22 protein-coding genes are annotated in these 25034 nt (G+C 73.1%); 13 read left to right on the forward strand and 9 right to left on the reverse strand.

Features of this window, described 5'->3' with window-relative positions; translation table 11 throughout:
• From ACQRUO_RS29690 to ACQRUO_RS29700, 3 genes are all read left to right on the forward strand, one after another.
• Positions 1 to 1383, forward strand: a 1383-nt coding sequence (locus ACQRUO_RS29690; RefSeq protein ID WP_428319187.1) for a pyridoxal phosphate-dependent decarboxylase family protein, incomplete at its 5' end; no start/stop codon positions are given.
• A gap of 749 nt (positions 1384 to 2132) precedes the next feature.
• On the forward strand, positions 2133 to 2897 hold the full coding sequence (locus ACQRUO_RS29695) for a tRNA-dependent cyclodipeptide synthase (protein WP_428319188.1): 765 nt from the start codon (positions 2133 to 2135) through the stop codon (positions 2895 to 2897).
• 64 nt (positions 2898 to 2961) lie between these two features.
• Positions 2962 to 4173 carry a cytochrome P450 gene (locus tag ACQRUO_RS29700; RefSeq protein ID WP_428319189.1) on the forward strand — a complete coding sequence of 404 codons (1212 nt, stop codon included), beginning with the start codon at positions 2962 to 2964 and terminating at the stop codon, positions 4171 to 4173.
• A 79-nt stretch (positions 4174 to 4252) separates the two neighbouring features.
• Here ACQRUO_RS29700 and ACQRUO_RS29705 read toward each other — a convergent pair whose 3' ends face one another.
• Positions 4253 to 5053: an inositol monophosphatase family protein gene (locus tag ACQRUO_RS29705; protein WP_428319208.1), complete on the reverse strand. Its 801-nt coding sequence runs from the start codon at positions 5051 to 5053 to the stop codon at positions 4253 to 4255.
• A 156-nt stretch (positions 5054 to 5209) separates the two neighbouring features.
• A complete protein-coding gene (locus ACQRUO_RS29710; RefSeq protein WP_428319190.1) occupies positions 5210 to 5719 on the reverse strand; it encodes a MarR family winged helix-turn-helix transcriptional regulator in 510 nt (169 codons plus the stop codon).
• A gap of 116 nt (positions 5720 to 5835) precedes the next feature.
• Between ACQRUO_RS29710 and ACQRUO_RS29715 the strand changes: the two genes are divergently transcribed.
• The gene (locus ACQRUO_RS29715) at positions 5836 to 6696 is read left to right on the forward strand and encodes an NmrA family NAD(P)-binding protein (RefSeq protein ID WP_428319191.1); all 861 of its coding nucleotides are present in this window, start codon (positions 5836 to 5838) and stop codon (positions 6694 to 6696) included.
• A 101-nt stretch (positions 6697 to 6797) separates the two neighbouring features.
• On the opposite strand, the gene ACQRUO_RS29720 is transcribed toward ACQRUO_RS29715, so the two are convergent.
• The 5 genes from ACQRUO_RS29720 to ACQRUO_RS29740 form a co-directional block, all read right to left on the reverse strand.
• On the reverse strand, positions 6798 to 8042 hold the full coding sequence (locus ACQRUO_RS29720; protein WP_428319192.1) for an MFS transporter: 1245 nt from the start codon (positions 8040 to 8042) through the stop codon (positions 6798 to 6800).
• 171 nt (positions 8043 to 8213) lie between these two features.
• Positions 8214 to 9350 carry a hypothetical protein gene (locus tag ACQRUO_RS29725; protein WP_428319193.1) on the reverse strand — a complete coding sequence of 379 codons (1137 nt, stop codon included), beginning with the start codon at positions 9348 to 9350 and terminating at the stop codon, positions 8214 to 8216.
• Positions 9351 to 9359: 9 nt separating this feature from the next.
• On the reverse strand, positions 9360 to 10034 hold the full coding sequence (locus ACQRUO_RS29730; RefSeq protein WP_428319194.1) for a histidine phosphatase family protein: 675 nt from the start codon (positions 10032 to 10034) through the stop codon (positions 9360 to 9362).
• A gap of 10 nt (positions 10035 to 10044) precedes the next feature.
• Positions 10045 to 11040 carry a nucleotidyltransferase domain-containing protein gene (locus ACQRUO_RS29735; protein WP_428319195.1) on the reverse strand — a complete coding sequence of 332 codons (996 nt, stop codon included), beginning with the start codon at positions 11038 to 11040 and terminating at the stop codon, positions 10045 to 10047.
• 34 nt (positions 11041 to 11074) lie between these two features.
• A complete protein-coding gene (locus ACQRUO_RS29740) occupies positions 11075 to 11977 on the reverse strand; it encodes a phosphotransferase (RefSeq protein WP_428319196.1) in 903 nt (300 codons plus the stop codon).
• Positions 11978 to 12284: 307 nt separating this feature from the next.
• Here ACQRUO_RS29740 and ACQRUO_RS29745 point away from each other — a divergent pair, with 307 nt between their 5' ends.
• Complete coding sequence (locus ACQRUO_RS29745; RefSeq protein WP_428319197.1) at positions 12285 to 13559, forward strand: helix-turn-helix domain-containing protein; 1275 nt, start codon at positions 12285 to 12287, stop codon at positions 13557 to 13559.
• Entirely contained in the window at positions 13556 to 14116 is a 561-nt protein-coding gene (locus ACQRUO_RS29750) for a flavoprotein (protein ID WP_428319198.1), read from the forward strand. The genes ACQRUO_RS29745 and ACQRUO_RS29750 overlap by 4 nt, the downstream gene beginning before the upstream one ends.
• On the opposite strand, the gene ACQRUO_RS29755 is transcribed toward ACQRUO_RS29750, so the two are convergent.
• Entirely contained in the window at positions 14113 to 14925 is an 813-nt protein-coding gene (locus ACQRUO_RS29755) for a MerR family transcriptional regulator (protein ID WP_428319199.1), read from the reverse strand. The two genes, ACQRUO_RS29750 and ACQRUO_RS29755, sit on opposite strands and share 4 nt — an antisense overlap.
• Before the next feature lie 193 nt (positions 14926 to 15118).
• Between ACQRUO_RS29755 and ACQRUO_RS29760 the strand changes: the two genes are divergently transcribed.
• From ACQRUO_RS29760 to ACQRUO_RS29785, 6 genes are all read left to right on the forward strand, one after another.
• Positions 15119 to 16738, forward strand: a complete 1620-nt coding sequence (locus tag ACQRUO_RS29760) for a flavin-containing monooxygenase (protein WP_428319200.1) — start codon at positions 15119 to 15121, stop codon at positions 16736 to 16738.
• Positions 16735 to 17709 carry an alpha/beta fold hydrolase gene (locus ACQRUO_RS29765; protein WP_428319201.1) on the forward strand — a complete coding sequence of 325 codons (975 nt, stop codon included), beginning with the start codon at positions 16735 to 16737 and terminating at the stop codon, positions 17707 to 17709. Before ACQRUO_RS29760 ends, ACQRUO_RS29765 begins: the two co-directional genes overlap by 4 nt.
• Positions 17706 to 18605, forward strand: coding sequence for an SDR family oxidoreductase (locus ACQRUO_RS29770; protein WP_428319202.1), 900 nt, complete (start codon positions 17706 to 17708; stop codon positions 18603 to 18605). The genes ACQRUO_RS29765 and ACQRUO_RS29770 overlap by 4 nt, the downstream gene beginning before the upstream one ends.
• A 91-nt stretch (positions 18606 to 18696) precedes the next feature.
• Positions 18697 to 19752 carry a glycosyltransferase family 2 protein gene (locus ACQRUO_RS29775; protein ID WP_428319203.1) on the forward strand — a complete coding sequence of 352 codons (1056 nt, stop codon included), beginning with the start codon at positions 18697 to 18699 and terminating at the stop codon, positions 19750 to 19752.
• Positions 19753 to 19826: 74 nt separating this feature from the next.
• The gene (locus ACQRUO_RS29780) at positions 19827 to 20615 is read left to right on the forward strand and encodes an SDR family NAD(P)-dependent oxidoreductase (RefSeq protein ID WP_428319204.1); all 789 of its coding nucleotides are present in this window, start codon (positions 19827 to 19829) and stop codon (positions 20613 to 20615) included.
• An 80-nt stretch (positions 20616 to 20695) separates the two neighbouring features.
• Positions 20696 to 22561 carry an ABC transporter ATP-binding protein gene (locus tag ACQRUO_RS29785; RefSeq protein ID WP_428319205.1) on the forward strand — a complete coding sequence of 622 codons (1866 nt, stop codon included), beginning with the start codon at positions 20696 to 20698 and terminating at the stop codon, positions 22559 to 22561.
• On the opposite strand, the gene ACQRUO_RS29790 is transcribed toward ACQRUO_RS29785, so the two are convergent.
• Positions 22534 to 23202, reverse strand: coding sequence for a lysophospholipid acyltransferase family protein (locus ACQRUO_RS29790; protein ID WP_428319206.1), 669 nt, complete (start codon positions 23200 to 23202; stop codon positions 22534 to 22536). The two genes, ACQRUO_RS29785 and ACQRUO_RS29790, sit on opposite strands and share 28 nt — an antisense overlap.
• A 106-nt stretch (positions 23203 to 23308) precedes the next feature.
• Between ACQRUO_RS29790 and ACQRUO_RS29795 the strand changes: the two genes are divergently transcribed.
• Positions 23309 to 24895, forward strand: a complete 1587-nt coding sequence (locus tag ACQRUO_RS29795) for a Na+/H+ antiporter (protein ID WP_428319207.1) — start codon at positions 23309 to 23311, stop codon at positions 24893 to 24895.
• Positions 24896 to 25034 lie beyond the last annotated feature (139 nt).

A 25034-nucleotide genomic window follows, 5' to 3' on the forward strand; every position in this document is an offset into this window, starting at 1 on the left:
CCCGCCGCGGCCGCGGCGCCCACCGACGCCGGCGCGCTGATCGCGCTCACCGAGCTGCTCGCGCACGGCGCCGCCGACCCGGCCGACCCCGCCTGCGCCGCCCACCTGCACTGCCCGCCGCTGGCCGTCGCGGTCGCCGCCGACCTCGCGGTCAGTGCGCTCAACCCCTCGCTGGACTCCTGGGACCAGGCGCCGGCCGCCACCGTGCTGGAGACCGAGCTGCTGGCCGAACTCGCCGCGCTGGTCGGCTACCGGCCGGAGCGGGCCGCCGGGGTGCTCACCTCCGGCGGCACCGAGTCCAACCTGCTCGGCCTGATGCTGGCCCGCGACCAGCTGCTGCCCGGTCAGGTGGAGCTGGACGGCGTCGACCCCGCCTGCCGCCCGCGGATCTTCGCCTCCCGGGCGGCGCACTTCTCGATCCAGCGGGCCGCCGCGGTGCTCGGCCTCGGCGAGCGGGCGGTGGTGCCGGTCGAGGTGGACCGGGACCAGCGGATGGACCCCGAAGCGCTGGCCGCGGCGCTGGCGGCGGCCCGGGCGGCGGGGGAGACCCCGCTGGCCGTGGTGGCCACCGCCGGCACCACCGACACCGGGGCGATCGACCCGCTGCACCGCTGCGCCGACCTGGCCGCCGAGTACGGTGCCTGGCTGCACGTGGACGCCGCCTACGGCGGTGGCGCGCTGCTCTCCGACCGGCTGGCGCCCCTGCTGGACGGCCTGGCCCGGGCCGACTCGGTGGCGCTGGACTGGCACAAGCTGGGCTGGCAGCCGGTGGCCGCCGGGATCTTCCTGGTCCGCCGGGCCGAGAGCTACGGCTCGCTGGCCCGCCGGGCGGCCTACCTCAACCCGGCCGACGACGAGGCGGCCGGCTACCCCAGCCTGCTCGGCCGCTCGCTGCGCACCACCCGGCGGGCCGACGCCTTCCCGATCGCGGTGACCCTGCGCACCCTGGGCCGGGCGGGCCTGGGCCGGCTGGTGGACCGCTGCCACGCGCTGGCGCTGGCGGCGGCGGCCGGGATCCGGCAGCGGCCCGAGCTGGAGCTGTCCGGGGAGCCGTTGCTGACCAGCGTGCTCTTCCGGGCGCTGCCCGCGGACCCCGCGTTGCGCGCCGACCCGGTCGCCGTGGACGCCTTCAACGCCGAGCTGCGCCGCCGGCTGCTGGCCGGCGGCCGGGCGGTACTGGGCCGCACCGAACTGCTGCCCCGGGCACCGGGAGTGACGGCCGGTCTGCTCCGGCTGAAGCTCACCCTGCTCAATCCGCACACCACCGAGTCCGAACTGGCCGGGCTGCTCGACCTGGTCGTCACGGCCGGCCGGGAACTCGAGGCGGGCGAGGCCCGCTGGGGGTCCGGCGCGGGCCACAGTGCGGGGCCGGAAATCGGCTGACGGAGCTGGAGAAAACCACATATCGGTGACCCTCCGTGAGCATTTCCGGAAAGCGGATTCTCGGAACTCCCGGGAAAGCCTGGGAAATGCGTGAGGAGGTGGCACGGGTGCGGTGCCGGGGGACTATTTTCGGCCGTGCCTGGAGCATTTTTTCGCCAACCGGGGGCCAATGGTTGCGAAGCTCGGGACCGGCGGCGATAACGTCTAGTAGTCGCCGCCACACCGGGAGCACACGGCTCCCAGGGACTAGCGGCACAAGGGGGACCCGTCATGCGCAACCGCGAATCCGCGGTGGCTGCAGCGTGTCGTAGCGATCGGGCGCGGCCGGCGACGGCCCCGGCGTCCGTGGTGGCCACCCCCGACGGCGCCCCCCTGGTCGAGGCGGCGCCGGCCTTAATCGCGGAGTTCCGCGCCGACCCGAGAATCTGACCCTTCCGCCCGGAATGGACCGCACCGCGTGGCCCGGCCACGCTGCTGCCGAGTTCCGCCGGCGTGAATTCAGCGTCACATTTCGATGAACGCACGTCAATAGCCGTCGGCGGGTGCCGGCGGTCAGCCGAGTGCGCGTCGGGCTGCCCGGGCGGGCGGCTCGACGCTGCGCCCGCTCGCGCCCCCGTCGGCCGGGCGCACGACGCCGACGCGTCCCTCGCGCTGCTCGTCCCTGTCTTGTCCCTGATTCGTCTTGTCCCCTGATTTGCTGCGCCCACCGGCCACCGGTGCGCGCAGCCATGCGACGCGGAGGCCGCGGAATGAGCGACTCGCTCATGAGCACCAAGCCCAGCCCGTACCAGGTACAGCCCTTCTCCGACCGCTGCCGTGCGCTCTGGGAGCGCGGCGACCACCTGCTGATCGGGGTGAGCCCGGGCAACAGCTACTTCAGTGCCCGGCGGATCGCCGAACTGGTCGGCTGGGGCCGGGAGTTCTTCGACGCGGTGGACGTCGTCTACGCCGACCTGCACGTCGACGCGCAGTTCGAGGCGCTCGGCTACACCCCGGAACACGCCGGCCGCCGGGCCGCCAAGGAGGTCAAGGCCACCGCCCGGCGGATCGAGCGCGGGGTCGAGGAGTCCGGCCGCTCCGCGGTCGGGGTGCACGCGCTCTCCGACTTCCGGGCCGAGCCGGCCTACCGGCGGCTGCACGCCGCCGCCGAGCGGGCGCTGCTGGAGGACCCGGTCTTCCGGGAGGCCGCCGAGGGCATGGCCCGCGGTTTCCTGGGCGCCCGGCTGCCCGCCGACACCGCGGCCGGCGCGGAGCAACTGGCCGCCGGGCTGCGCTACATCTGCGCCGAGCTGCCCTTCTTCCTGGACACCCCGGCGCTGCTCGGCCGGCCCAGCTCGATCTCCTGCTACCACCTCGAACTCCCGCTCACCCCCGTGCTGTTCGGGCGTGACGAGGGGCTGCGCGCGGTCCCCGCGCAGGGCTACGCCGTGGTCCGGCCGCACCCGACCGGCGCGGGCGGCGAGCCGCCGGCCGAGCAGTCGGCCGAGCGGCCGGCCGAGCAACTGGCCGCCTGACCGGGCCCGATCCGGGCCACCGACCGACCGTACCGTCATCCACATCCCAAGGAGCACCGACTTCATGACCAGCAGTACGCCGACCCGGGCCGACCTGCCCACCTTCCCGCTCGACCGGCGCGGCGACGTGCTCCCCGCCGAGGTCGAACGGCTGTGCGCCGAGCAGCCGGTGGCCCGGGTGCGCACCATGACCGGGGACGAGGCCTGGCTGGTGAGCAACCACCGGCTGGCCAAGCAGGTCCTGGAGGACGAGCGGTTCAGCCTCAGGGACACCGCCAACCCGGGCGTGCCGCGCCAGTACGCGCTGACCATCCCGCCCGAGGTGGTCAACAACATGGGCAACATCAACAGCGCCGGGCTGCGCAACGCGGTGATGAAGACCCTCTCGCCGCGGGCCGACAAGGAGCTGGCCGGCTGGCTGGAGGCGCAGGCCCACGAGCTGCTGGACCGGGTCATCGCGCACGGGAGCCCCGCCGAGCTGCGCGACCAGTTCACCGAGCCGTACTCGGCCGCGCTGCACTGCCGGCTGCTCGGCATCCCCACCGACGAGTGGCGGCGGCTGATGAGCGGCATCGACGTCGCCTTCATCACCAGCCCGCAGCCGTTCGAGGGTTCCACCCCCAACTGGTACAAGGACCTCGACTACATGCGGGCGCAGCTGAACGCCGACCCCGCGCCCACCGAGGGCCTGCTCGGCCGGTTCGTCCAGCTGCGCCGGTCGCCGGACGTCTCGGACCAGGTGAGCGACGAGCTGCTGGCCACCGTCGCGCTCTCGCTCTTCGGCGCCGGCGCGGTGAGCACCTCCTCCTTCCTGCTGCACGCGATCATCGCGCTGGCCCGGCAGCCCGAGCTGGCCGACCGGCTGCGCGCCGAGCCCGCCGTGATCGGGCGCGCGGTCGACGAGCTGCTCCGCTACAACCTCTCGATCGGCGACGCGCTGCCCCGGATCGCGCTGGCCGACGTCACGGTGGGCGAGGTGGAGATCAAGGCCGGCGAGCTGGTGCTGGTGCTGATCGAGGGCGCCAACTACGACCCGGCGGTCTTCCCGGAGCCGCAGAAGATCGACTTCGACCGGGCGGAGAACCCGCACCTCGCCTTCGGCGGCGGCCAGCACTTCTGCCCGGCCTCCGCGCTCGGCCGCACCCATGCCGAGATCGCGCTGACCGCCCTGGTGCAGCGGCTGCCCGGGCTGCGGCTGGCGCTGCCGGTCGAGCAGCTGGCCTGGCGGCCGGGCTTCATCAAGCGGCTGCCGGAGCGGCTGCCGGTGCTCTGGTGACGAGCTGACGGGCTGACGGGCTGACCGGCCGGTGGGCTGACCCGGCCGGCCCGGGGCGGGGCGGGCGGCGGCCTGGAGGTCAGCCCTCCAGGCCGAGCAGGATCGCCCGCGCCCGCTCCCAGGTCTGCGGGTCGCAGGCGACCAGCAGGCCGTCCTCGCCACCGGGCGGGTCGGCACGGTAGGGCGAGCCGTCCAGCCGGGCCGAGACGCCACCGGCCTCGCGCACCAGCAGCGAGCCGGGGGCGTGGTCCCAGGGCAGGGTGCGCCAGTAGACCAGGAAGTCCAGCTCGTCGTCGACGATCTGCGGGTACTCCATGCCCGCCGAGCGCCGACCCGTCGTCAGCTCGCCGAAGGCGGTGGGCTCGTCGGCCAGCCCGGGGAAGCGGCCCAGGCGCAGGTAGGACTTGGCCGAGCCGCGCCACCGCGCCGGGTCCGGGCCGGCCGGCTGCCGGGTCAGCGGGCGGCCGTTGCGCCAGGTGCCGGCGCCCAGCTCGGCGGCGTACGCGGTGCGCCGCATCGGCTGCCAGATCCAGGCGGCCACCGCCTCGCCGTCCCGGACCAGCGAGGCCATCACCGCGAAGTCGGGGCGGCCGGCGATGAAGTTGGCGGTCCCGTCGACCGGGTCGACCAGCCAGCAGGCGCGCTCGTTGTGCAGCGCGCGGGCGAGCGCCGGGTCGGCGGCCACCGCCTCCTCACCGACCACCGGCACGGGTAGCAGCTCGCGCAGGCGGCGGGAGATGATCGCCTCGGCCTCCCGGTCGGCGACGGTGACCACATCGCCCGGGGCCTTCTCCATCACCTCGCCGGCGGCCAGCGCCCGGAACCGCGGCTCGACGGCCTCCGCCGACGCCTCGGCGAGGATCTCGGCCACCTTCTCCATGAGCACGCCGCTCTGCTCCCTTCGCTCGGCTACCACTTTCGCACGCTTGATCCGGTCCGACCCGCACCGGGCACCGGTCGGCCCCGAGGGGCGAGCGGCACCCGAGCCAGGGTCCGATCGGGATGGGTCGGGGCGCGGGCCCGGGTCCGCCGCGGGTCAGGCCGGCGGTGCGGGCGCCGGCGGCACGGGCGGGGCGGGGCGCGGGCGCTCGGCCAGGTAGGCGATCTGGCGGTGGCTCAGCTCGGTGGTGCGCCGCATGTGCCGGATCAGCAGCGCCAGCTCCGCCTCGCTGTCGCCGGTGAACAGCTCCTCCCAACCGGTGCTCAGGTCGCGCCACAGCTCGCCGAAACCGGCCATGGCCGCCGGCACCAGGTGGACCAGGACCTTGCGGCGGTCCTGGTCGTCCCGGACCCGGCTCACGTAGCCCGCCTTGACCAGCCGGTCCACCAGGCGGGTGGCGGAGCCACTGGTCAGCCCGGTGAGCTCGGCGATCTGCCCGGTGCTGACCGGGCCGGGTTCCAGCGACAGCAGGTTGAGGCACTGCACGTCGGTGGGGTGCAGGCCGAGGTGGTCGGCGATCGCCTGGTTGAACAGCACGTAGGAGGCGACGTAGCGGCGCGACTCGGCGCGCAGCCGGGTCAGCAGGTCCTCGCGGCTCGGGCTCACGGTGGGCAACCCCTCTCTCGGGTCTCTAGGTCTCTCGGGCTCTCGGGCGGGTTCGGTGGTCGGCCGGACCCGGAAATTATTTGCGTCACGCAGATACTCGTCCTACGGTTGTCTGCATGACACAGGAACTTTACGCCGTCACCGGTGCCACCGGTGCGCAGGGCGGGGCCGCCGCGCGCGCCCTGCTCCGGGCCGACCTGCCGGTCCGCGCCCTGACCCGCGACCCGAACGCGCCCGCCGCGGTCGAACTGCGCGCCTTGGGCGCCGAGGTGGTCCGGGCCGACTTCGACGACCCCGCCACGCTGCGCGCCGAACTCGCCGGCGCGAGCGGCCTCTTCGCGATGTCCACCCCGTTCGGCACCGACTGCGCCGTCGAGACCCGGCAGGGCATCGCCCTGCTGGACGCGGCCGCCGCCGCGGGCGTGGGCCACGTGGTCCTCACCTCCGCGGCCAACGCCGACCGCGGCACCGGCATCCCGCACTTCGAGAGCAAGTGGCTGATCGAGCAGCACCTGCACACGCTCGGGCCGAGCTGGACGGTCCTCGGGCCCGGCGTCTTCCTGGAGAACTGCGCCGGCGAGTGGACCCTGCAGTCGCTGCGCCGGGGCGTGTTCGGCTACCCGCTGCCGGTCGACCACCCGCTGCCGGTGATCGCGGCGGCGGACATCGGCGCCGTCGCCGCCCTCGCCCTCGCCCGGCCGGAGCGGTTCGCCGGCCGCCGGATCGACCTCGCGGGCCAGTGGTCCACCCCGGCCCGGCAGGCGGCGGCGATCGGCGCGGCGGTCGGGCGGCCGGTCGCCGTCGAGGAGGTCCCGATCTCGGTGGTCGAGGGCTACTCGGCGGACCTGGCGGCGATGTTCCGCCACTTCCGCGAGGTCGGCCTCCAGGTGGACGTCGAGGGCCTGCACCGGGAGTTCCCGGAGGTGCGCTGGCACACCATGGAGCGCTGGGCGGCGGAGCGCAGCTGGGACCTGTAGGGGAGCTTCGCCGGGCCGCGGGCCGAGCACGCCGCCCGCCACGCCGCCCTGCGATCCGCCCAGGCCGGGCACGCCGCCCTCCGATCCGCCCGGGCCCCTCATCAGGCCGCCGACAGCACCGCCTCCGGCCGCCGGTAGCGCTGCTCGCTCGCCGTGGTGGCCGCCAGCAGCAGTGCCGCCCCCGCCGCACCGCAGGTGACCAGGAACGGCGCCCCGGGCCCGCCCGCCGTGGCGACCCAGCCGGCCACCACCGTGCCGGCGGACTGGGCCAGCGTGATGCTGCTGACCAGTCCGGCCATCGCCTCGCCCAGCCGGGCGCTCGGCACGGTCCGCTCGACCAGGCCGAACATGGTGATCATCTGGGGCGCGACGGCCAGCCCGACGCAGCCCACCGCCACGGTCAGGCCGCCCAGCGAGTGCCCGAGCAGCGGGAGCAGCAGCGAGGCGCCGAGCAGCAGCACGGTGCCGGCGCGCAGCCGGGTGGGCAGCTCGAAGCGGGCCGGCAGCGCGGCCATCGCCACCCCGGAGCAGGCGCTCACTCCGCCCATCAGCCCGTAGACCAGGCCGGCCGCCCCGGCGTGGCCCAGGTGCCCGGTGGTCGCGGTGACCCCGACCTGGATCGAGCCGAAGCTCACCCCGAGCAGGGCCATCCCGGCCAGCAGCAGCCCGTAGGGCACGCTGAGCAGGCGGCGGGGTGGGTTGGTGCGGGGTGCGTTGGTGCGGGCGGTGCCCGTGCGGGCGGTGCCGCTGCCCGGGGCGGCGGTCGGGTGCAGGGCGAAGAGCGTGGCGCAGCCGCCGACCAGGGCGGCCGCCAGCAGCAGGCCTGCGGCCGGTGCGACCAGGGCGGCGAGCAGCCCGACCAGGGCCGGGCCGCTGGTGAACCCGATCTCGTCGATCAGGCCGTCCAGCCAGAGCGCGGCGGAGACCCGCTCACCGTCCCCACCGGCCAGGTGGAGCCAGCGACTGCGGGAGAGCGGACCGACCAGCGGCACCGAGAGGCCGGCCAGCAGCGCGAGCAGCAGTTGCCAGTCGAGCGCGGCCCCGCGCAGCGAGGTGGCCACCAGCGCGAGCAGCGCCAGCGTGTTGACCGCGGCGGCGGCCAGTCCCACCCGGCGCTGCCCACGCCGGTCGGCGACCCGGCCGAGCAACGGGCCGCCGGAGGCCTGACCCAGCGCCAGCGCGCCGGCCACGGCCGAGCCGCGCCAGACGCTGCCGGTCTGCTGGCTGACCATCAGCAGCGTGCCGATCGGGCACATCGCAGCCGGCAACCGGCCGAGGAAGGACCAGGCGAGCACCGGGGCGCCGGTCAGATCGAGGGTGGTGCGGAACTTGGCGACGGCACTCATGCGCCTTCGTTGCCCCCAGGCGGACCGGCTCGGGATGCCCGCCTCCCCGTCGCCGACCCAGCAGGCGATCATTCGCGGGTGCTTCGACCCTATGATCAGCCGCCTACGGAGGGTAATCGTATGATCCTCCAAGGCTAGAGGGTGCCTGAGAGGGATTTTCGGAGCCGCGCGTCAGATCCCTGGAGCGGACACCGGTACTGCCATCCGGGTGGCCATCACGTTGGCCAGTGCCTGCTTGTTCGTGATCCATTCGGTGTCGCCGACGGAGACCGAGCGCTGTACGGCTTCAAGGACGGCTCCGTCTGCCGCAACAGGCCTGGCAAGGTGTGCCCGCATGTACTGCTTGAAGAGCGATGGCAGTTGGTCCGGGCGCGTCGCGGTCTTGGTCCGCAGGGCAAAGAGTGGAAGGAACCATTGCTCGAAGCCGTCCTTGATCGCTTGCGTGGTGCGGTACGCCTCGTGCAGCGGCTGCAGGCTTTCCGTGTGGTCGTACGGGAGGTGGCCGTGCAGGGCGTACCGAAGCCGGGCGCCGTCGTGTTGGCGGAAGTGCTGACCATGGGCGGCGATGTGATTGGCCGCGTTCTCGGTGACGGTCATGACGGCCGTGTCCGCTTCGTGCCTTCGGGCCGCGGCCAGGACGGTGGCGTGGATGCCGGCCCGTGGGTCGAGGACGAGGCCGTTGAGGCCGAGCGGCGAGAGGTCGATGCCGTGGTCGCGGGTTCGAGAGAGGATCAGCCGCTCGGCGACATTGCCGGCGGTGTGCTGGAGGTGCTTGGGCCGCTTGCGGTGGCTGGCGTGGATGTCCGAGCGGTCGAGAGCGGGGCGGTCCTTCGCGAGTTCGGCGACGAGGTGGTGGCCCGTGCGGCCCTCGGTGTCGGTGCTGCCGCAGGCGTTGCAGGGGTGGTTGCCGGTGCCGGTCATATGACCGCAAGCCCGGCAGGTGGGGACGGTCTCGCGGCTGATGGTGAGGGTGCCGGCGCGGAGGTTGTTCTCGATCATCTCCTGTGCGAGGTTGGCGACCTCCGCGTCGGTGTCGGTCAGGATGCCGGCGACCGGGGACTGGCCGGACGTGTACTTGGCGGCAATCAGGTCGGCCTCGAACCGCTGGCGAGGGATCATCGGGCCAGCGGCCTGGCGGTGGCGGAGGTCTCCGGCGAGGGTGACGGTGTTCCACACGTGGGGTGCGGGTGGTAAGCCCAGGATGGCGTTGAGTGCGGCGGCGAGGCGGATGCCCACGGCTTTGCCGGGGTGGGTGTCGAAGGTGAAGGGGCCGTTCTGGACGGGCCCGTTGAGGAACAGGTGTCGCACGGGCTCCTCCTAGATCGGCGGGGTGGTGGTTCCCGTCCTGGTGAACCGGCCGTCTCGCAGTTCGTAGTGGAGGATCGCGGCGTTGGGCATCTTGCCCTTCCGCTCCTCGGTGAGGATCTCGGTCAAGGTGCAGGATTCGAGCAGGGATCGAAGGGCTACCGCGGCGGTCTGGTGGGTGAAGGCGACAACGGTGCGCGATTCCTGGAGTTCAGCCTGGGCGAGGGCCGCGAACTCGGCGGCCCGCTTGAGCACGCCCTCCGCGAGCGACTCGCCGCCGCCCGGCGCGGTCCAGATGTGCTTGCGCAGGCGGCGGTCCTCGGCGAGTGAGGGGTAGCTGTCGTAGAGCTCGCGCTTGGTCATGTAGGTGGCGTCGCCGTAGTGCTGCTCGTCCAGGAGCGCGGTCTGCTGGGGCCAGCCATCGGGGAGGGCTGGCAGGGCGATCGCGGCGGTGTCGATCGCCCTGCGGTAGGTCGAGGTGTAGACGTGCAGCTCGGAGCCCGCGAGCTGTGGGAGGACCTCGGCGAGCCACTGGGCCTGCCGGAAGCCGCGCGGTGTCAGGCCGACGATGGTGCGGGAGATGGCATGGGCAGCGGCTCCGCTGTACGGGCGGGGGTCCTGGTAGAAGCCGTTGTACTTGTCGGCGTTCTCGACGGACTCGGCGTGTCGGATGACGAGCAGGGGCAAGACGAGGCTCCTATCCGGCGAGGTTGGCGACGTAGGAACCGCTGACGGTCCAGGGGGTGAGTTCGATGCCGAAGCCGCTGTGTTCGCCGTCCTGGGTGTGGACGAGCTTGCCGGACAGGTGCACGGTGTCGCCGGACCTGAAGGCGCCGGTGTAGGCGCCGAGGTACGAGCGCATGTGGGTGATCCGGCGGGCGAAGGAATCGGCCTCGTCGATGGTCGAGCTGAGGATGGTCTTGACCTTGATCCCGTAGACGGCCGGGGTGGTGAGACCCTCGGCGTGGTCGGTGATCTTGGCGAGGAGCGAGATCTCGCCGATCTCCTTGGAGGAGATCCGGGCGAAGGTCTTGTCGCGGTCGGAGCGGATGGGTTCGCAGTTGATGTGCGCGCCGGCGTTGGCGGTGAGCCCTTGGAGCTTGCGGCGTTCCTGCTTGATGAGGGCGTCGAATGAGCTGCCCTCCATGTACTTGGCCCGGCGGATGTACAGCCGGGTGAGGTCGTCTCCGTCGTACGGTCGGATCAGGTCGGTCTGCTGGAAGAGCTCCTGGGCGGCCTGGTAGCCCTCGGGTCCGTAGCAGACGAGGTCGATGTCGGAGCGCTCGTTGAAGCAGCCGACGAGGAAGGAGCCGGTGACGCCGATCAGGCCCTGGGCTTCGTTCGCGGTGATCCACTCGGTGATCGCCAGGAGGTCCTTGCCGGCCGGGTTGTCGGCGACCGCGCCGGGGTCCTCGTGGATGGCGGCGAGGGCCTGGCGGCAGGAGTAGTGGACGGCCACGTCCTCGCGCGGGATGCCGGTGATGACGCAGCCGAGGGTGTCGGAGTAGACGTAGCACTCCGGCCTGCCGGCGAGGATGCCGAAGGACTTCGACACGACGCTGTTCTGCCGGTAGGTCCGGTCGAAGAGCCGACGGTCGCCCTTCTCGTCAGGGTGGTACTTGACGTAGCCGAGGTAGTGACTGCCGGGGTGGCTGTCGCCGATGACCTTGAAGACGACTCCGTGGTGGTCCATCAGGTAGTCGCGGTCGCGAACGGTGGGAACCGGCCTACCGGTGTTCAGCGGTGAACCGTTCCAGAGTGGGGAAGGTGCCGGTGTCGATCGCGTTGGACGACTCATACTGATCAAGTCCCATCGTGAAGAGGGTGCGGCGGTACTGCCACTTGATGTGCTTGTCGTGCCGCGTGGGGTCGGTGGGCCGCATGAGGGCGAGGAAGAAGAAACACTTGACGAGCAGGAAGTCGCCCAGGTGCTCGCTCACCCGCTGCCCGATCAGGGATGCGGTGGTCTCGTCGAGTGCGCCGGTGTAGGCGGCGCGCTGTTCCGGGGTGATGCTGTAGCCCTTGCCGCCGCCCTTGAAGGCCACGATGTCGAGCGCGGGGTAAACGTCGTAGCCGAGCGGGACCGGTCCGTGGTGCTGCCAGTCGATGACGCCGGCCTGGAGGACGTTGGGCAGGCCGTAGTCGAGATGTCCGTGCACCATCGGGAGCTGGGCCAGCCGGCCGAGGGCGTGCTTGACCGCCTCGTGGACGCGCGGGGTGTCGAGGTCCGGGTTCTCCTCGAAGACCTCGGCCGCGAAGGCCGCCTTCTCGAACCACGGCGTGGCGGGGAGGGGGTGCCTCGCCTGGGCCTGCAGGAGCTTCGATGCGACGGCCGCCGCCGTGCTGATCACCTGGTAGCTGACCTGACCGTCCTGCCTGGCGTCGGCCAGTGCCTCCTCGTGCAGCGAGCTGTCGCCGATGGCGCGCTCGATGACGAAGTAGCTCTCGTTCTCCGAGCCGCTGTCGACGATCTCCGGCACCGGGTAGCCCAGACTGGCGGCCAACTGCTGGAACTCGGTCTCGGCCCGCAGGTCCTCGCCGCCGGTCCGCTTGTAGAGCAGGCCATCGGCCGACCGCCATACCGCGCCTTGGGTGGCGGTCCTGTCCTTCACGAACTCCCAGTCGCTCATCCATCCATCCTTCCGTAGCGCCGAGTTGAGGTAGGGCAGATGCGGTTGTGTCGCGTGGGATTGGGCCGGTCGCCCCGGGGGAAAGGGCGACCGGGCCGGTCACTGCCCGGCCGGTGTGCCTGCGGGAGCGGGGAACGGCAAGCTGCGAGGGTGGTCGAGCTGCTGATGACCAGACAACTCCACTTCGATGCACCATGGTTAGGGCATGGGCTCCGCGTGCATGGTCGATGCAGATCGTGCATGACGAGTTGTCCTGGTGCGGCTACGCTCGGCTCGCCAGGCAGGATCAGCATGGGTAGGAGAAGCCATGTCGCGGACGGCCGGAGGACGCTTCGCTGCGGGTGGGACCGGAGAGGTGATCCGCCGCGCACGAGTGTTGAGCGGTCGGTCACAGGCGGACGTGGCCGCCGAACTGGGCTACCACCAGTCCAAGATCAGCCGGTTGGAGAGCGACAGGGGGACGCAGGACATCGACGTCCTGCGCGCTGTCGCAGCCGTGCTCGACATCCCGCTGGGAAGCCTCGGCCTGTCCTCCCACACCAGTGCGGACAGCAGGACGGACGACATGCACCGTCGCAATTTCCTGGCCGCGAGCGTCGCCGCGCTCACGACCCCGACGCCCCGTCCCCGGGTGGGGATGGAGCTGGTCCAGGCGCTGCTGCCCGGCCCTGTTCCAGTCGAGCACGCGCCACAACCCCAGGCCGCACTCGCGGCCCGGCTCTCCCGGGCCCGGAGGCTCTTCTACACCTGCCGGTACGCCGAACTCGAAGGCGCGCTGCCGCCACTGATCGCCGACCTTCGCCAGGCCCAGGACGCTTCCCGCAGCGGTGAGCAGATCCTGTCCGGCCTCCTCGCGACGGCGTACCAGACCGCGGTCAGCCTGCTGCTCAAGCTCGGCGACCACGGCAACGCCTGGCTCGCGGTCGGCCGTGCCATGACCGAGGCCGAGCGGAGCGCCGACCCTGTGGTGATGGCCTCCAGCGTCCGCGTCCAGGCGCACGTCCTCGCGCGCGACCGGCACACCGCGTCCGCCGTCACCCTCATCCGGCACACCACCGACCGACTCTCCGGCAGCTACGACCGGCGCTCGCCCGAGTACCTCGCCGCATTGGGGCTTATGCTCCTTCGCGGCGTTACGGCAGCGAGCGCCGGCGGCGACCGCGCCACCACCGCCGAGTTCCTCGCCGAGGCCCAGGAGGTCGCGCGCTACGTCGACCTCGACGGCCCCGAAGCCTGGGCGAACTTCAGTCCGACCAACGTCGCGCTCCACTCGGTGAGCGCCTCGGTCGTCCTCGGCGACGCGGGAACGGCGCTGGAAGCCGCCCAGCCCCTGATGCGCAGGCGCATCCCGGTCCCCGAGCGCCGGGCGGCACTGTGGGTGGAGGCTGCACGGGCCTACAGCCAGCAGGGCAGACTGGCCGAGGGATACAAAGCGCTCAGGATCGCGGAGAGCTGTGCCTCGGAGGACATCCGCCGACGGCCCAGCGTGCTCGAGCTGGCCGGTGACATGGCTGCTCGCGACCGGCGCGGCGCCGTCCCGGAGCTTCGCCGTTTCTGCCAGGAGTTGGGAGTCCGGGTTTGACCGAGCACCGCGAGCCGTTCCTCTACGTCGTCGTCTGCGCGTCGGGCATCGCCGACGGAGTGAGCGAACTGATCACCGCTGCCCATGCCGAGGGCTGGGGAGTCGGCGTGATCGCGACCCCGAACGGGCTCGGATTCATAGACCAGGAAGCCGTCGAAGCCCAGACCGGCTACCCGATCCGCTCCGGCTGGCGCACGCCGAGCATCCCCCAGCCGCTGCCCCCGGCCGACGCGATCGCCGTCGCCCCGGCTACCTTCAACACCATCAACAAGTGGGCCGCCGGGATCTCCGACACCCTCGCGCTCGGCATCCTCTGCGAGGCGTACGGCCTCGGCATCCCCGTGGCCGTCCAGCCCTACGTCAACTCCGCCCAGGCCGCCCACCCCGCGTACGGGGAGAGCCTGGCCCGGCTCCGGTCGATGGGCGTCCTGATCGGCGACTACGTCCCCCACAAGCCCAAGGCCGGCGGCGGGCGAGGCGAGTACAGCTGGACCCACGTCCTCGACCTGCTGCGTCCCGTCGCGGGCTCGACCGCGGGCCTGAGGGACACGCTCTAACGCCGGCGGCGCAGGGCCTCGTCGTACTCGGCGTGGACGCGGCGGTCCAGGGCCAGGCCGAACTGGGCGTCGGCCACCGTGCGGGCCAGGGGGCGGATCCGGGTCAGTTGCTCGGTCAGCAGGGTCGCCTCGCCCGGGGCCAGCGGGCGGTCGTCGGCCAGGGCGCCCAGCAGTTGGTCGCGGATCAGGCCGACGAAGACCTCGGCCACCGCGTCCGCGTACTCCTGCGCCTTGCGGCTGGCGTCCAGTACGGCGGCCAGCGGGATGCCCTCGTGGAGCAGTGCGAGGGTGGCGTCCAGCAGTCGGCGGCTGACGTGGGTGATGCCGTCCTCGGTGACGGTGATGTAGCCCTGGGCCAGCGACTCGACGGTGTTGGCCTCGGTGAGCTGGTCGCCGAAGGCCGCGGTCAGCTCGGTCCAGCTGAGCGAGGTGGGCGTCTCGTCCGACCAGGGCGCGGTGATCGCCGCCTCCAGGCCGATCAGCTCCGCCACCTCGGCCCCGCGCTCGCCGGCGCCGATCAGCTCGGCGATGCCGCCGAGGGTGTGGCCGCGTTCCAGCAGTTCGCCGATCACCCGCAGCCGGGCCAGGTGGGCCTCGCCGTACCAGGCGATCCGGCCGTCCTTGCGCGGTGGTGGCAGCAGTTTGCGTTCGCGGTAGAAGCGCAGCGTGCGGGTGGTGATACCGGCAGCCGCCGCGAGCTCGGCCACCCGGTACTCGCGCGGCCCGCCGCCGTCTCGCCGGGCCGCCTCGGCCGCCCCGGCCGGCTCGGGACCTGCGCCGTCGCGCTCCGCGCTCTCGATCTCCGCCACGCGGCCCAGCATAGGGCGCGCGGGCGGAGCCAAAAGTCGCCTGGTCCGGCTTCTTCCGCGAACTGCCGGCAGGGGCTAACCTGCCGATCGTGCCAGTGAATACTGGCACGGTTAGCGTAGTGGAGGCCGGCAGCGCTCCACTGGGCCAGGCACCAGCAGCACCGTCGCGCACCCAGCAGAGAGGACCCGCCGGATGGCAGCCCGAACTCCCCAGCAGCGCCCCCGACCGGCAGCGGAATCGTCCGGCGCGGCCGCCACGGACCGGACCGCCACGGACCGGACCGCCACCGACCGGACCGCCACGGACCGGACCGAGGCCCCGCACGTCGCGGTGGCCGTGATCGGCTCGGGCTTCGGCGGCATCGGCGCCGGCGTCCGGCTGCGCCGGGCCGGCATCACCGACTTCGTGATCCTGGAGCGGGGCGACTCGGTCGGCGGCACCTGGCGGGACAACAGCTACCCCGGCTGCGCCTGCGACGTGCCCTCGCACCTCTACTCCTTCTCCTTCGCGCTCAACCCCGACTGGCCGCGCAGCTTCTCCGGCCAGCAGGAGATCCGCGCCTACCTGGAGCGGGTCACCGACACCTACGGGCTGCGCCCGCACCTGCGGCTGAACCACGAGGTGACCGAGGCCCGCTGGGAGCCGGCGCACACCCGCTGGCGGGTCACCACCAGCCGCGGGGAGTGGACCGCGGACGCCGTGGTCTCCGCCACCGGACCGCTCTCCGACCCGCAGGTCCCCGACCTGCCGGGCCTGGACGCCTTCCCCGGCCAGGTCTTCCACTCCTCCCGCTGGGACCACGAGCTGGACCTGACCGGCAAGCGGGTCGCGGTGATCGGCACCGGCGCCTCCGCGGTCCAGATCGTGCCGTCGATCCAGCCGAAGGTCGCCCGACTCGCGCTCTTCCAGCGCACCCCCGGCTGGGTGCTGCCCAAGATGGACCGCGAGATCAGCGAGCTGGAGAAGCGGATCCACCGCGCGCTGCCGGTCACCACCGCGCTGCGCCGGGGTGCGCTCTTCGCCGTCCGCGAGCTCCAGGTGGACGCCTTCGTGCGCCGCCCGGGCGTGCTCAAGCTGGTCCAGCGGCTGGCCGAGCGGCACCTGGCCCGGCAGGTCGCCGACCCGGCGCTGCGCGCCAAGCTCACCCCGGACTACCGGATCGGCTGCAAGCGGATCCTGCTCAGCCACACCTTCTACCCGGCGCTGGCCGCACCCAACAGCGAGGTGATCGCCTCCGGCCTGCGCGAGGTGCGCGGCTCCACCCTGGTGGCGGCCGACGGCACCGAGTTCGAGGCCGACGTGATCATCTTCGCCACCGGCTTCCACGTCACCGACATGCCGATCGGCAGCCGCGTCTTCGGCGCCGAGGGCCAGAGCCTGGCCGAGGAGTGGAAGGACGGGATGGCGGCGCTGCGCGGCTCCACCGTGCGCGGCTTCCCCAACCTCTTCTTCGTGATCGGCCCGAACACCGGGCTCGGCAACAACTCGATGATCCTGATGATCGAGTCCCAGCTGAACTACCTGATCGACGCCCTCGGCACGCTGCGCTCGCTGGGCGCCACCGCGCTGCAGCCCACCGAACGGGCCCAGCGGCACTGGAACCAGCGGTTGCAGCACCGGATGGAGCGCACCGTCTGGACCACCGGCGGCTGCCGCAGCTGGTACCTGACCGAGGACGGCAAGAACACCACCCTGTGGCCCGGCTCCACCAGCGCCTTCCGCCGCGCCACTCGCCGCCTCGACCTGACCGAGTACGACCTGATCAAGCGCCAGGCGCCGGCCGCCGCGACCAAGCAGGAGGCCGCCGTATGAGCGCATCGCAGACCGGGGCAGAGTTCGTGCTGCCCGCGCCCGCCGAGCGGGTCCGGGTCCGCTCCGCCGACGGCAGCTGGCTGAACGCCGAGGTGTTCGGGCCGGCCGGCGCCCCGACCGTGGTGCTGGCGCACGGCTGGACCTGCGACACCTCGTTCTGGGCCCCGGTGGTGCACCGGCTGGCCGACGACCACCGGGTGATCGCCTACGACCAGCGCGGCCACGGCCGCAGCGACGTCCCCGCCACCCGCGGCGGCTACTCGACCACCGCGCTGGCCGACGACCTGGAGGCCGTGGTCACCCGCCTGGTGCCGGACGGCGAGAAGGCCGTGCTGGCCGGGCACAGCATGGGCGGGATGACCATCATGGCGGCCGGCGGCCGCGGCGCGGTGGCCGCCCGGACCGCGGCGGTGCTGCTCTGCAGCACCGGGCCGGCCGAGCTGACCGACCACCTGCTGCTGGTGCCGCCGGCGGTCCGCCGCCCGGCGCTGCGCCGGCTGCTGCACCGTGCGGTCCTGGAGTCCAGGCTGCCGCTCGGCCCGGTCACCCCGCTCTCCAGGGCGCTGCTCAAGCACGGCACCATGGGCCCGCACGCCACCGCCGAGCAGGTCGCGGCCTGCGCCGAGATCGTGCACCGGTGCCCGACCGCGGTCCGCGGCCACTGGGCCGGGGTGCTCGGCACCCTCGACGTCCGCCCGGGCCTGACCATGATCGAGGCGCCCACCGCGATCGTGGTCGGCAGCCGGGACAAGCTCACCCCGCCGGTGCACGCCCGCGCCATGCGCACCGCGCTGCGGACCTGCGACGGCCTGCTGGAGCTGCCCGACACCGGCCACATGGCCCCGGTCGAGCGCCCCGCCGAGGTCAGCGCGGAGATCCGCCGCCTGGTCACCACCCACCTGCCCGCCGTGCCCCAGCCGGCCGCCGAGCCGGCGCTCGAGCACACCCCCGGAAGGACGGACGCCCGATGACCACCACCCCGCCGCTGCACGCCCAGGTCGTCGTCGTCACCGGCGCCGCCCGGGGCCTGGGCGCCCTGATGGCCCGCAGGCTCGCCGACCGCGGGGCCCGGGTGGCCCTGGTCGGCCTGGAACCGGCCGAGCTGAAGGCGGCCGCCGAGCTGTGCGGCCCGGAGGCCACCGCCTGGGAGGCCGACGTCACCGACCTGGTCGCGCTGAGCGCCGTCGCCGAGCGGATCACCGAGCACTACGGCCGGATCGACACCGTGGTGGCCAACGCCGGCATCGCCATCGGAGGCCCGCTGCTGGACAGCGACCCGGCCGCCTACCAGCGGGTGATCGAGGTCAACCTGCTGGGCAGCGTCACCACTGCCCGGGCCTTCCTGCCCGCGCTCACCCGCACCCGCGGCTACCTGCTGCAGATCGCCTCGCTGGCCGCGATCACCCCCGCACCGCTGATGAGCGCCTACTGCGCCAGCAAGGCGGGCGTCGAGGCGTTCGCCCACTCGCTGCGCGCCGAGGTCGCCCACCAGGGCGTCAAGGTCGGCGTCGGCTACCTGAGCTGGACCGACACCGACATGGTGCGCGGCGCCGACCAGGACGAGGTGCTCCGCGAGATGCGCACCCACCTGCCCTGGCCGGCCAACAAGACCTATCCGATCGGTCCCGCGGTGGACCGGCTGGTGGCCGGCATCGCCCGCCGCTCCGCGCACGTCTACGCCCAGGCCTGGCTGCGCGGCATGCAGCCGGTGCGCTGGGTGCTGCCGACGCTGATCGCGACGGTCGGCTCCCGCGAGGTGGCCCGGCTGGCGCCGCGGCTGGCGGCCACCGCGGCCTCGCGGCTGCGCGCGGTCGGTGCCGGCGGAGCGGCGGACGAGGCGGCCCGGGGGAGTCGGGCCGGGCGGTAGGATCGCCGGGATCGCACCGCGGCCGGCTCCCCAGCGTGGCCGGCCGCCGGTCGACCGCACGCCCCAGATCGTCGAAAGGCCCGCGCAGCCGATGGCCCCCCGCCTCTCCGTCGTCGTCCCGATCTACAACGTCGAGCGCTACCTGAAGGAGTGCCTCGACTCGATCGCCGCGCAGACCTTCACCGACTTCGAGTGCGTGATGGTCGACGACGGCGCCACCGATTCGAGTGCCGCCATCGCCGAGGCCCACGCGGCGGCGGACCACCGGTTCCGGCTGGTCCGCCAGCGCAACCAGGGCCTGGGGGCGGCCCGCAACACCGGCTGGCGCAACCTCACCCCGGGCACCGAGTACCTGGCCTTCGTGGACAGCGACGACTCGCTGCCGCCCGGGGCCTACCAGCTGATGATCAGCACGCTGGACAAGACCGGCTCCGATTTCGCCTGCGGCAACGTCAAGCGGTTCCGCTCCACCGGCTACTACCAGTCCGGCGCGCACGTGAAGCCGTTCAAGGAGACCCGGCTGCGCACCCACGTGACCGAGCTGCCGCCGCTGGTCACCGACCGCACCGCGTGGAACAAGGTCTACCGGCGCAGCTTCTTCGACGAGGCCGGCATCCGCTACCCCGAGGGCATCCTGTACGAGGACGCCCCGGTCAGCGTGCCGCACCACTACCTGGCCGAGGCGGTGGACGTGCTCTCCGAGCACATCTACCACTGGCGCGAGCGCGAGCTGGACGACCCCTCGATCACCCAGGGGCGGACCAACCCGCGCGGCCTGATCGACCGGGTCCGCTCGATGGAGCTGGTCCGCGAGTGGCTGACCGCCCGCCCCGAGCAGCGGTTCCGCGACAACCTGCGCTCCTACGACTACAACTGCCTGGTCGAGGAGATCCCGATGTTCTTCTGGTGGGTGCCGGACGGCGACCGCGCCTACCGGGCCGTCTACCAGGAGCACGTCAGCCGGCTGCTGCGGGAGATCGGCACCGACCGGATCCGCGACCTGCGCACCCCGCTGCGGGTCAAGTACCAGCTCACCCTGGGTGACCGGATGGAGGAGTTCGTCGCGCTGCAGCGGGTGCACCGGGCCTACCGGCGCCGGGTGACCAAGCTGAAGCAGCGGGCGGCCGCCGCCAAGGCGAAGGGCTGACGGCCGCCTTCCGGCCGGCCCCCGGACCCGGGGGCTGATTCCCCGTCAGTGCGCCGACCAGCTACGGTCGCGCCATGACAACTGCTCTCATCACCGGCGCCACGGCCGGTATCGGCGCCGCCTTCGCCCGCCGGCTGGCCCGGGATGGCCAGGACCTGGTGCTGGTCGCCCGCGACACCGCGCGGCTCAAGGAGGCCGCCACCGAGCTGGCCGACCGTTACGGGGTGCGTGCCGAGGTGCTCACCGCCGACCTGGCCACCGAGGAGGGCATCGCCGCGGTCGAGGAGCGGCTGCGCGACGCCGAGCGGCCGGTGGGGATCCTGGTCAACAACGCGGGCTTCGGCAACCAGGGCGGCTACCTGAGCGCGCCGCTGGAGCAGGAGCTGGCGATGGTCAAGGTGCACGTCGAGGCGGTGCTGCGGCTGACCAGCGCCGCGGTGCCGGGGATGCGCGAGCGCGGTTTCGGCGCGGTGGTGAACGTGGCCTCGGTGGCGGCCTTCCTGCCGCGCGGCACCTACGGCGCGAGCAAGGCCTGGATGGTGAGCTTCACCCAGGGCGTGGCGCGCGACCTGGGCGGCAGCGGGGTGCGGCTGCTCGCGCTCTGCCCGGGCTTCACCCGCACAGAGTTCCACCAGCGGGCCGGCATGGGCACCAAGAACGTGCCGGCCTGGGGCTGGCTGTCGGCCGAGCGCGTGGTGGACGAGGCGCTGCGCGACCTGGCCCGCGGCCGCAGCCTGTCGGTGCCCAGCCGCCGCTACAGGGCGGTGGTCGCGCTGGCCCGACTGCTGCCGGCCGGCGGGCTCGGCGGGCTCTCCAGCAAGGCGGCGCGGACGTACGGGCCGCAGCGGGGGCGGCGGGAATAGCGGGTGGGGGATAGCTCATTATTAGGTCTGCTAACAATGAGCTATCCTCTTCATGCCGTCGCCGCCGTCAGGGAGGTCCCGTGAGGCCCGACACCATCGACTGGACGCCGCCCGCCCAAGCCCCGGGCGAGCCGCGCCCGCCCGCCCAGCTGCGCCGGATCCTGCGGCTGTTCCGCCCCTACCGCGGGCGGCTGGCGGTCGTCGGCCTGCTGGTCGCGGCCTCTGCCGTGGTCTCGGTGGTCACCCCGTTCCTGCTCCGGGCGACCCTGGACGTGGCCATCCCGCAGCGCCGCACCGGCCTGCTCACCCTGCTCGCGCTCGGCATGATCGCGGCCGCCGTGGTGAACAGCGTCTTCAACGTGCTGCAGACGCTGATCTCCACCACGGTCGGCCAGCGGGTGATGCACGACCTGCGCACCGGCGTCTACAGCCACCTGCAGCGGATGTCGCTGGCCTTCTTCACCCGGACCCGCACCGGCGAGGTGCAGTCCCGGATCGCCAACGACATCGGCGGCATGCAGTCCACCGTCACCTCCACCGCCACCTCGCTGGTCTCCAACCTGACCAGCGTGGTCGCCACCGTGGTCGCCATGGTCGCGCTCGACTGGCGGCTGACCGTGGTCTCGCTGCTGCTGCTCCCGCTCTTCGTCTGGATCAGCCGCCGGGTCGGCAACGAGCGCCGCAAGATCACCACCGAGCGGCAGAAGCAGCTGGCCCGGCTCTCCTCGGCCGTCCAGGAGTCGCTCTCGGTCAGCGGCATCCTGCTCGGCCGCACCATGGGCCGCTCCGACTCGCTCTCCCGCGAGTTCACCGAGCAGAGCGACGAGCTGGCCGAGCTGGAGGTGCGGGCCAGCATGGCCGGCCGCTGGCGGATGAACGTGATCCAGATCGTGATGTCCGCGATGCCCGCGGTGATCTACTGGGCGGCCGGGCTGACCACGAGCAGCGGCGCGCCGGTCGTCTCGCTCGGCACCCTGGTCGCCTTCGTCTCGCTCCAGCAGCAGCTCTTCCGCCCCTCGGTGCAGCTGCTCTCCACCGGGGTGGACGTGCAGACCTCGCTGGCACTGTTCCAGCGGATCTTCGAGTACCTGGACCTGCCGGTGGAGATCGCCGAGCCGGCCGCGCCGGTGCGGCTGCCCGCGGTGCGCGGCGAGGTCCGGTTCGACCGGGTCGACTTCGGCTACGACCCCGAGCGCCCGGCCGGCACCCTGGCCGGGGTCGACCTCACCGTGCCGGCCGGCAGCTCGCTGGCCCTGGTCGGCGAGACCGGCTCCGGCAAGACCTCGCTGAGCTACCTGGTGCCGCGGCTGTACGACGTCACCGGCGGCCGGGTCACCATCGACGGGGTGGACGTGCGCGAGCTGGCCTTCGAGACGATCGCGGCGGCGGTCGGCGTGGTCTCCCAGGAGACCTACCTGTTCCACGCCTCGGTCGCCGACAACCTGCGCTTCGCCAAGCCGGACGCCACCGACGCCGAGCTGGTCGAGGCCGCCCGGGCGGCCCAGATCCACGACCACATCGCCGGCCTGCCGGACGGCTACGACACCCTGGTCGGCGAGCGCGGCTACCGCTTCTCCGGCGGCGAGAAGCAGCGGCTGGCGATCGCCCGCACCATCCTGCGCAACCCGCCGGTGCTGATCCTGGACGAGGCCACCAGCGCGCTGGACAACCAGACCGAGCGGGCCGTCCAGCAGGCGATCGACGCGCTGGCGGTGGGCCGCACCACGATCACCATCGCGCACCGGCTCTCCACGATCCGGCAGGCCGACCAGATCGCGGTGCTGGACGCGGGGCGGGTGGTCGAGCTCGGCAGCCACCAGGACCTGCTCGACCTCGGCGGCCGCTACGCGGCGCTGCTGCGCCGGGAGGGGCCGGCCGAGGACGGGGTCGAGGCGCCGGGCCCGGAGCCGGTGGCGGCTCAGGCGGCCTTGGGGCTCTCGTTGTAGACCGCGGCCTGCTCCTGGCCGGACAGCTCGCGGATCGCGGCCATCACCTGGTCGGTGACCTCGCGGCGGACCCGGGCCGAGCGGGCCTGGCCGTGCAGCTCGGAGAAGTCCAGCGGCTCGCCGAACCGGACGGTGACCTTGCGCAGCCGGGGCCGCTTCCGGCCGACCGGCAGGATCGCCTCGGTGCCCTCCAGCGCCACCGGCACCACCGGGACGCCCGCGGTCAGCGCCAGCCAGGCCACGCCGGTCTTGCCGCGGTAGAGCCGGCCGTCCAGCGAGCGGGTGCCCTCGGGGTAGATGCCGAAGGCCTTGCCGTCCTCCAGGATCGCCAGCGCCGAGTCGAGGGCCGCCTGCGCCAGGTGCACCTCGCCGCGCTGCACCGGCACCGCGTCGATCGCCTGGAACGCCGCCTTGGACAGCCGGCCCTTGAAGCCGCTGCCGGTGAAGTACTCGGCCTTGGCGAGGAAGCTGATCGGCCGCGGCGCGGTCAGCGGGATCACCACGCTGTCGACGAACGAGAGGTGGTTGCTGGCCAGGATCACCCCGCCCTTGCGCGGGACGTTGGCCAGTCCTTCGACGGTCGGCCGGTACAGGGCCCTGGCCAGCGGCTTGAGAACCAGCCGGGCGACCATCTGGATCATGCGAATCCTCCCCGAGCACCCGGTCCTGGACGGCCCGGACACTGACAGACACTCATTCCTAGAATGACCCTTCATACCATCAGCCCGAGCGGAGGTCGTACCAGAGGTGAGCGGAGTCACGACGGTCCTGTTGCTGGTGGTCCTCGCGACAGCGGTGGCCACCGGCGCCCGGCACTGGAGCATCCCGGCGCCCTCGCTGCTGGTGGTGGCCGGGGTGCTGGTCGAGCTGCTGCCGTTCGTGCCGCGGTTCCAGGTGCCGCCGGAGGTGATCAGCGTCGCGGTGCTGCCGCCGCTGCTCTACGCCTCCGCCGAGGAGATCTCCTGGCGGGAGCTGCGCGCGGTCTGGAAACCGGTCACCGTGCTGGCCCTCGGGCTGGTGCTGGCCAGCGCCTTCGTGGTGGGCGCGATAGCGGCACTGCTCACCCCGCTGCCCGTCTCGATGGCCTTCGTGCTGGGCGCCGTGCTCGCCTCCACCGACCCGGTGGCGGTCACCGCGCTCGGCCGCCGGCTCTCGCTGCCGGCCAAGGTGCAGACCCTGGTGCAGTCCGAGAGCCTCTTCAACGACGCCACCAGCCTGGTGCTCTTCAAGGTGGCGGTCGGCATCGCGGGCACGGCCGGCGCCGCGGGTGCCTTCTCGCCCACCGGGGCCGGCGGGCAGTTCCTGCTGCTGGCCGGCGGCGGCGCCGCGGTCGGCGGGGCGGCGGCCGCGGTGGTCGCGGCGATCCGGGTGCGCACCGAGGACCCGGTGCTGGAGACGGTGATCGCGCTGGTCACCCCGTACGCGGCCTACGTGGTCGCCGAGGACCTGCACACCTCCGGGGTGACCGCGGTGGTGGTGGCCGGGGTGGTGCTCGGCGCCCAGGGCCACCGGCTGACCAACGCCCGGATCCGGCTCCAGGTGCACGCCGTCTACCGCACGGTGGTCTTCATGCTGGAGAGCGTGGTCTTCGCCGTCATCGGGCTGGAGCTGCCGGGGATGATCCGCGACCTGGACGCCGCGGAGTCGGGCTGGTTCTGGCAGGCGCTGCTGATCGCCGGCGCGGTGCTGCTGGTCCGGCTGTTCTGGGTCTTCCCGCTGGCCATGTTCCTGCAGCGGCGGCGGGCGGCCGCCGGCGGGCCGCCGGTCAACTGGCGGGTGCCCGCGGTGATGACCTGGGCCGGCACCCGCGGCGTGATGCCGCTGGCCGCCGCGCTCACCGTGCCGCTGCTGGCCCCCGACGGGCAGCCGATGCCCTACCGGGAACTGGTCCTGGTGCTCACCACCGCGGTGGTCGCCTGCACCCTGATCGTGCAGGGCTTCACGCTCGCGCCGGTGGTGCGCGCCGCGGGCATCGCGCTGGAGCCGGAGGCCACCGCGCGCGAGGAGGCGCGGGCCGCCAAGGTGGTGCTGCGGGTCTCGCTGGAGCGGCTGGAGTCGCTGCTGGACGCGGAGGCGGTGCAGGAGGTGGTGGCCGACCGGATGCGGCGCGACCTGGAGGCCCGGCTGGACCACGCCCGGTTGCGGCTCTCCGACGAGGAGCCGCCGGAGGACGAGGCCACCGTGCTGGCCTACCGCCGGCTGCGCCGGGACCTGATCGCGGTGGAGAGTGCCGAGCTGCACCGGCTCTACGCCGACCGCCGGATCAGCGAGGCCACCCGGGCCGGGTTGCAGCACGCGCTGGACCTGGAGGAGGCCGGGCTGGGCGAGCTGTGAGCCCGGCAGGTCCTAGTACTGCAACGGTGCTTAACCTGACGAGGCTTCAGCTCTTGGGCTGTGGCCTCGTCTCTTGTAGTGGCTGGTCCGGGCCTGGTGTTGGCGTCTGCGGCGCCAGCGGGACCAGTGCAGAACGTGG

Origin of the sequence: Kitasatospora sp. LaBMicrA B282, assembly GCF_050325825.1 — a bacterium.
Taxonomy (GTDB): Bacteria; Actinomycetota; Actinomycetes; order Streptomycetales; family Streptomycetaceae; genus Kitasatospora.

Excerpts from the sequence above, each read along its gene's own strand:
- ACQRUO_RS29720 (WP_428319192.1), bottom strand. The coding sequence starts at position 8,042 with ATGAGTGCCGTCGCCAAGTTCCGCACCACCCTCGATCTGACCGGCGCC.
- ACQRUO_RS29765 (WP_428319201.1), top strand. The coding sequence starts at position 16,735 with ATGAGCGCATCGCAGACCGGGGCAGAGTTCGTGCTGCCCGCGCCCGCC.
- ACQRUO_RS29740 (WP_428319196.1), bottom strand. The coding sequence starts at position 11,977 with ATGAGCGACTGGGAGTTCGTGAAGGACAGGACCGCCACCCAAGGCGCG.
- ACQRUO_RS29790 (WP_428319206.1), bottom strand. The coding sequence starts at position 23,202 with ATGATCCAGATGGTCGCCCGGCTGGTTCTCAAGCCGCTGGCCAGGGCC.
- ACQRUO_RS29780 (WP_428319204.1), top strand. The coding sequence starts at position 19,827 with ATGACAACTGCTCTCATCACCGGCGCCACGGCCGGTATCGGCGCCGCC.
- ACQRUO_RS29700 (WP_428319189.1), top strand. The coding sequence starts at position 2,962 with ATGACCAGCAGTACGCCGACCCGGGCCGACCTGCCCACCTTCCCGCTC.
- ACQRUO_RS29775 (WP_428319203.1), top strand. The coding sequence starts at position 18,697 with ATGGCCCCCCGCCTCTCCGTCGTCGTCCCGATCTACAACGTCGAGCGC.
- ACQRUO_RS29735 (WP_428319195.1), bottom strand. The coding sequence starts at position 11,040 with ATGGACCACCACGGAGTCGTCTTCAAGGTCATCGGCGACAGCCACCCC.
- ACQRUO_RS29760 (WP_428319200.1), top strand. The coding sequence starts at position 15,119 with ATGGCAGCCCGAACTCCCCAGCAGCGCCCCCGACCGGCAGCGGAATCG.
- ACQRUO_RS29715 (WP_428319191.1), top strand. The coding sequence starts at position 5,836 with ATGACACAGGAACTTTACGCCGTCACCGGTGCCACCGGTGCGCAGGGC.
- ACQRUO_RS29770 (WP_428319202.1), top strand. The coding sequence starts at position 17,706 with ATGACCACCACCCCGCCGCTGCACGCCCAGGTCGTCGTCGTCACCGGC.
- ACQRUO_RS29695 (WP_428319188.1), top strand. The coding sequence starts at position 2,133 with ATGAGCGACTCGCTCATGAGCACCAAGCCCAGCCCGTACCAGGTACAG.
- ACQRUO_RS29705 (WP_428319208.1), bottom strand. The coding sequence starts at position 5,053 with ATGGAGAAGGTGGCCGAGATCCTCGCCGAGGCGTCGGCGGAGGCCGTC.
- ACQRUO_RS29745 (WP_428319197.1), top strand. The coding sequence starts at position 12,285 with ATGTCGCGGACGGCCGGAGGACGCTTCGCTGCGGGTGGGACCGGAGAG.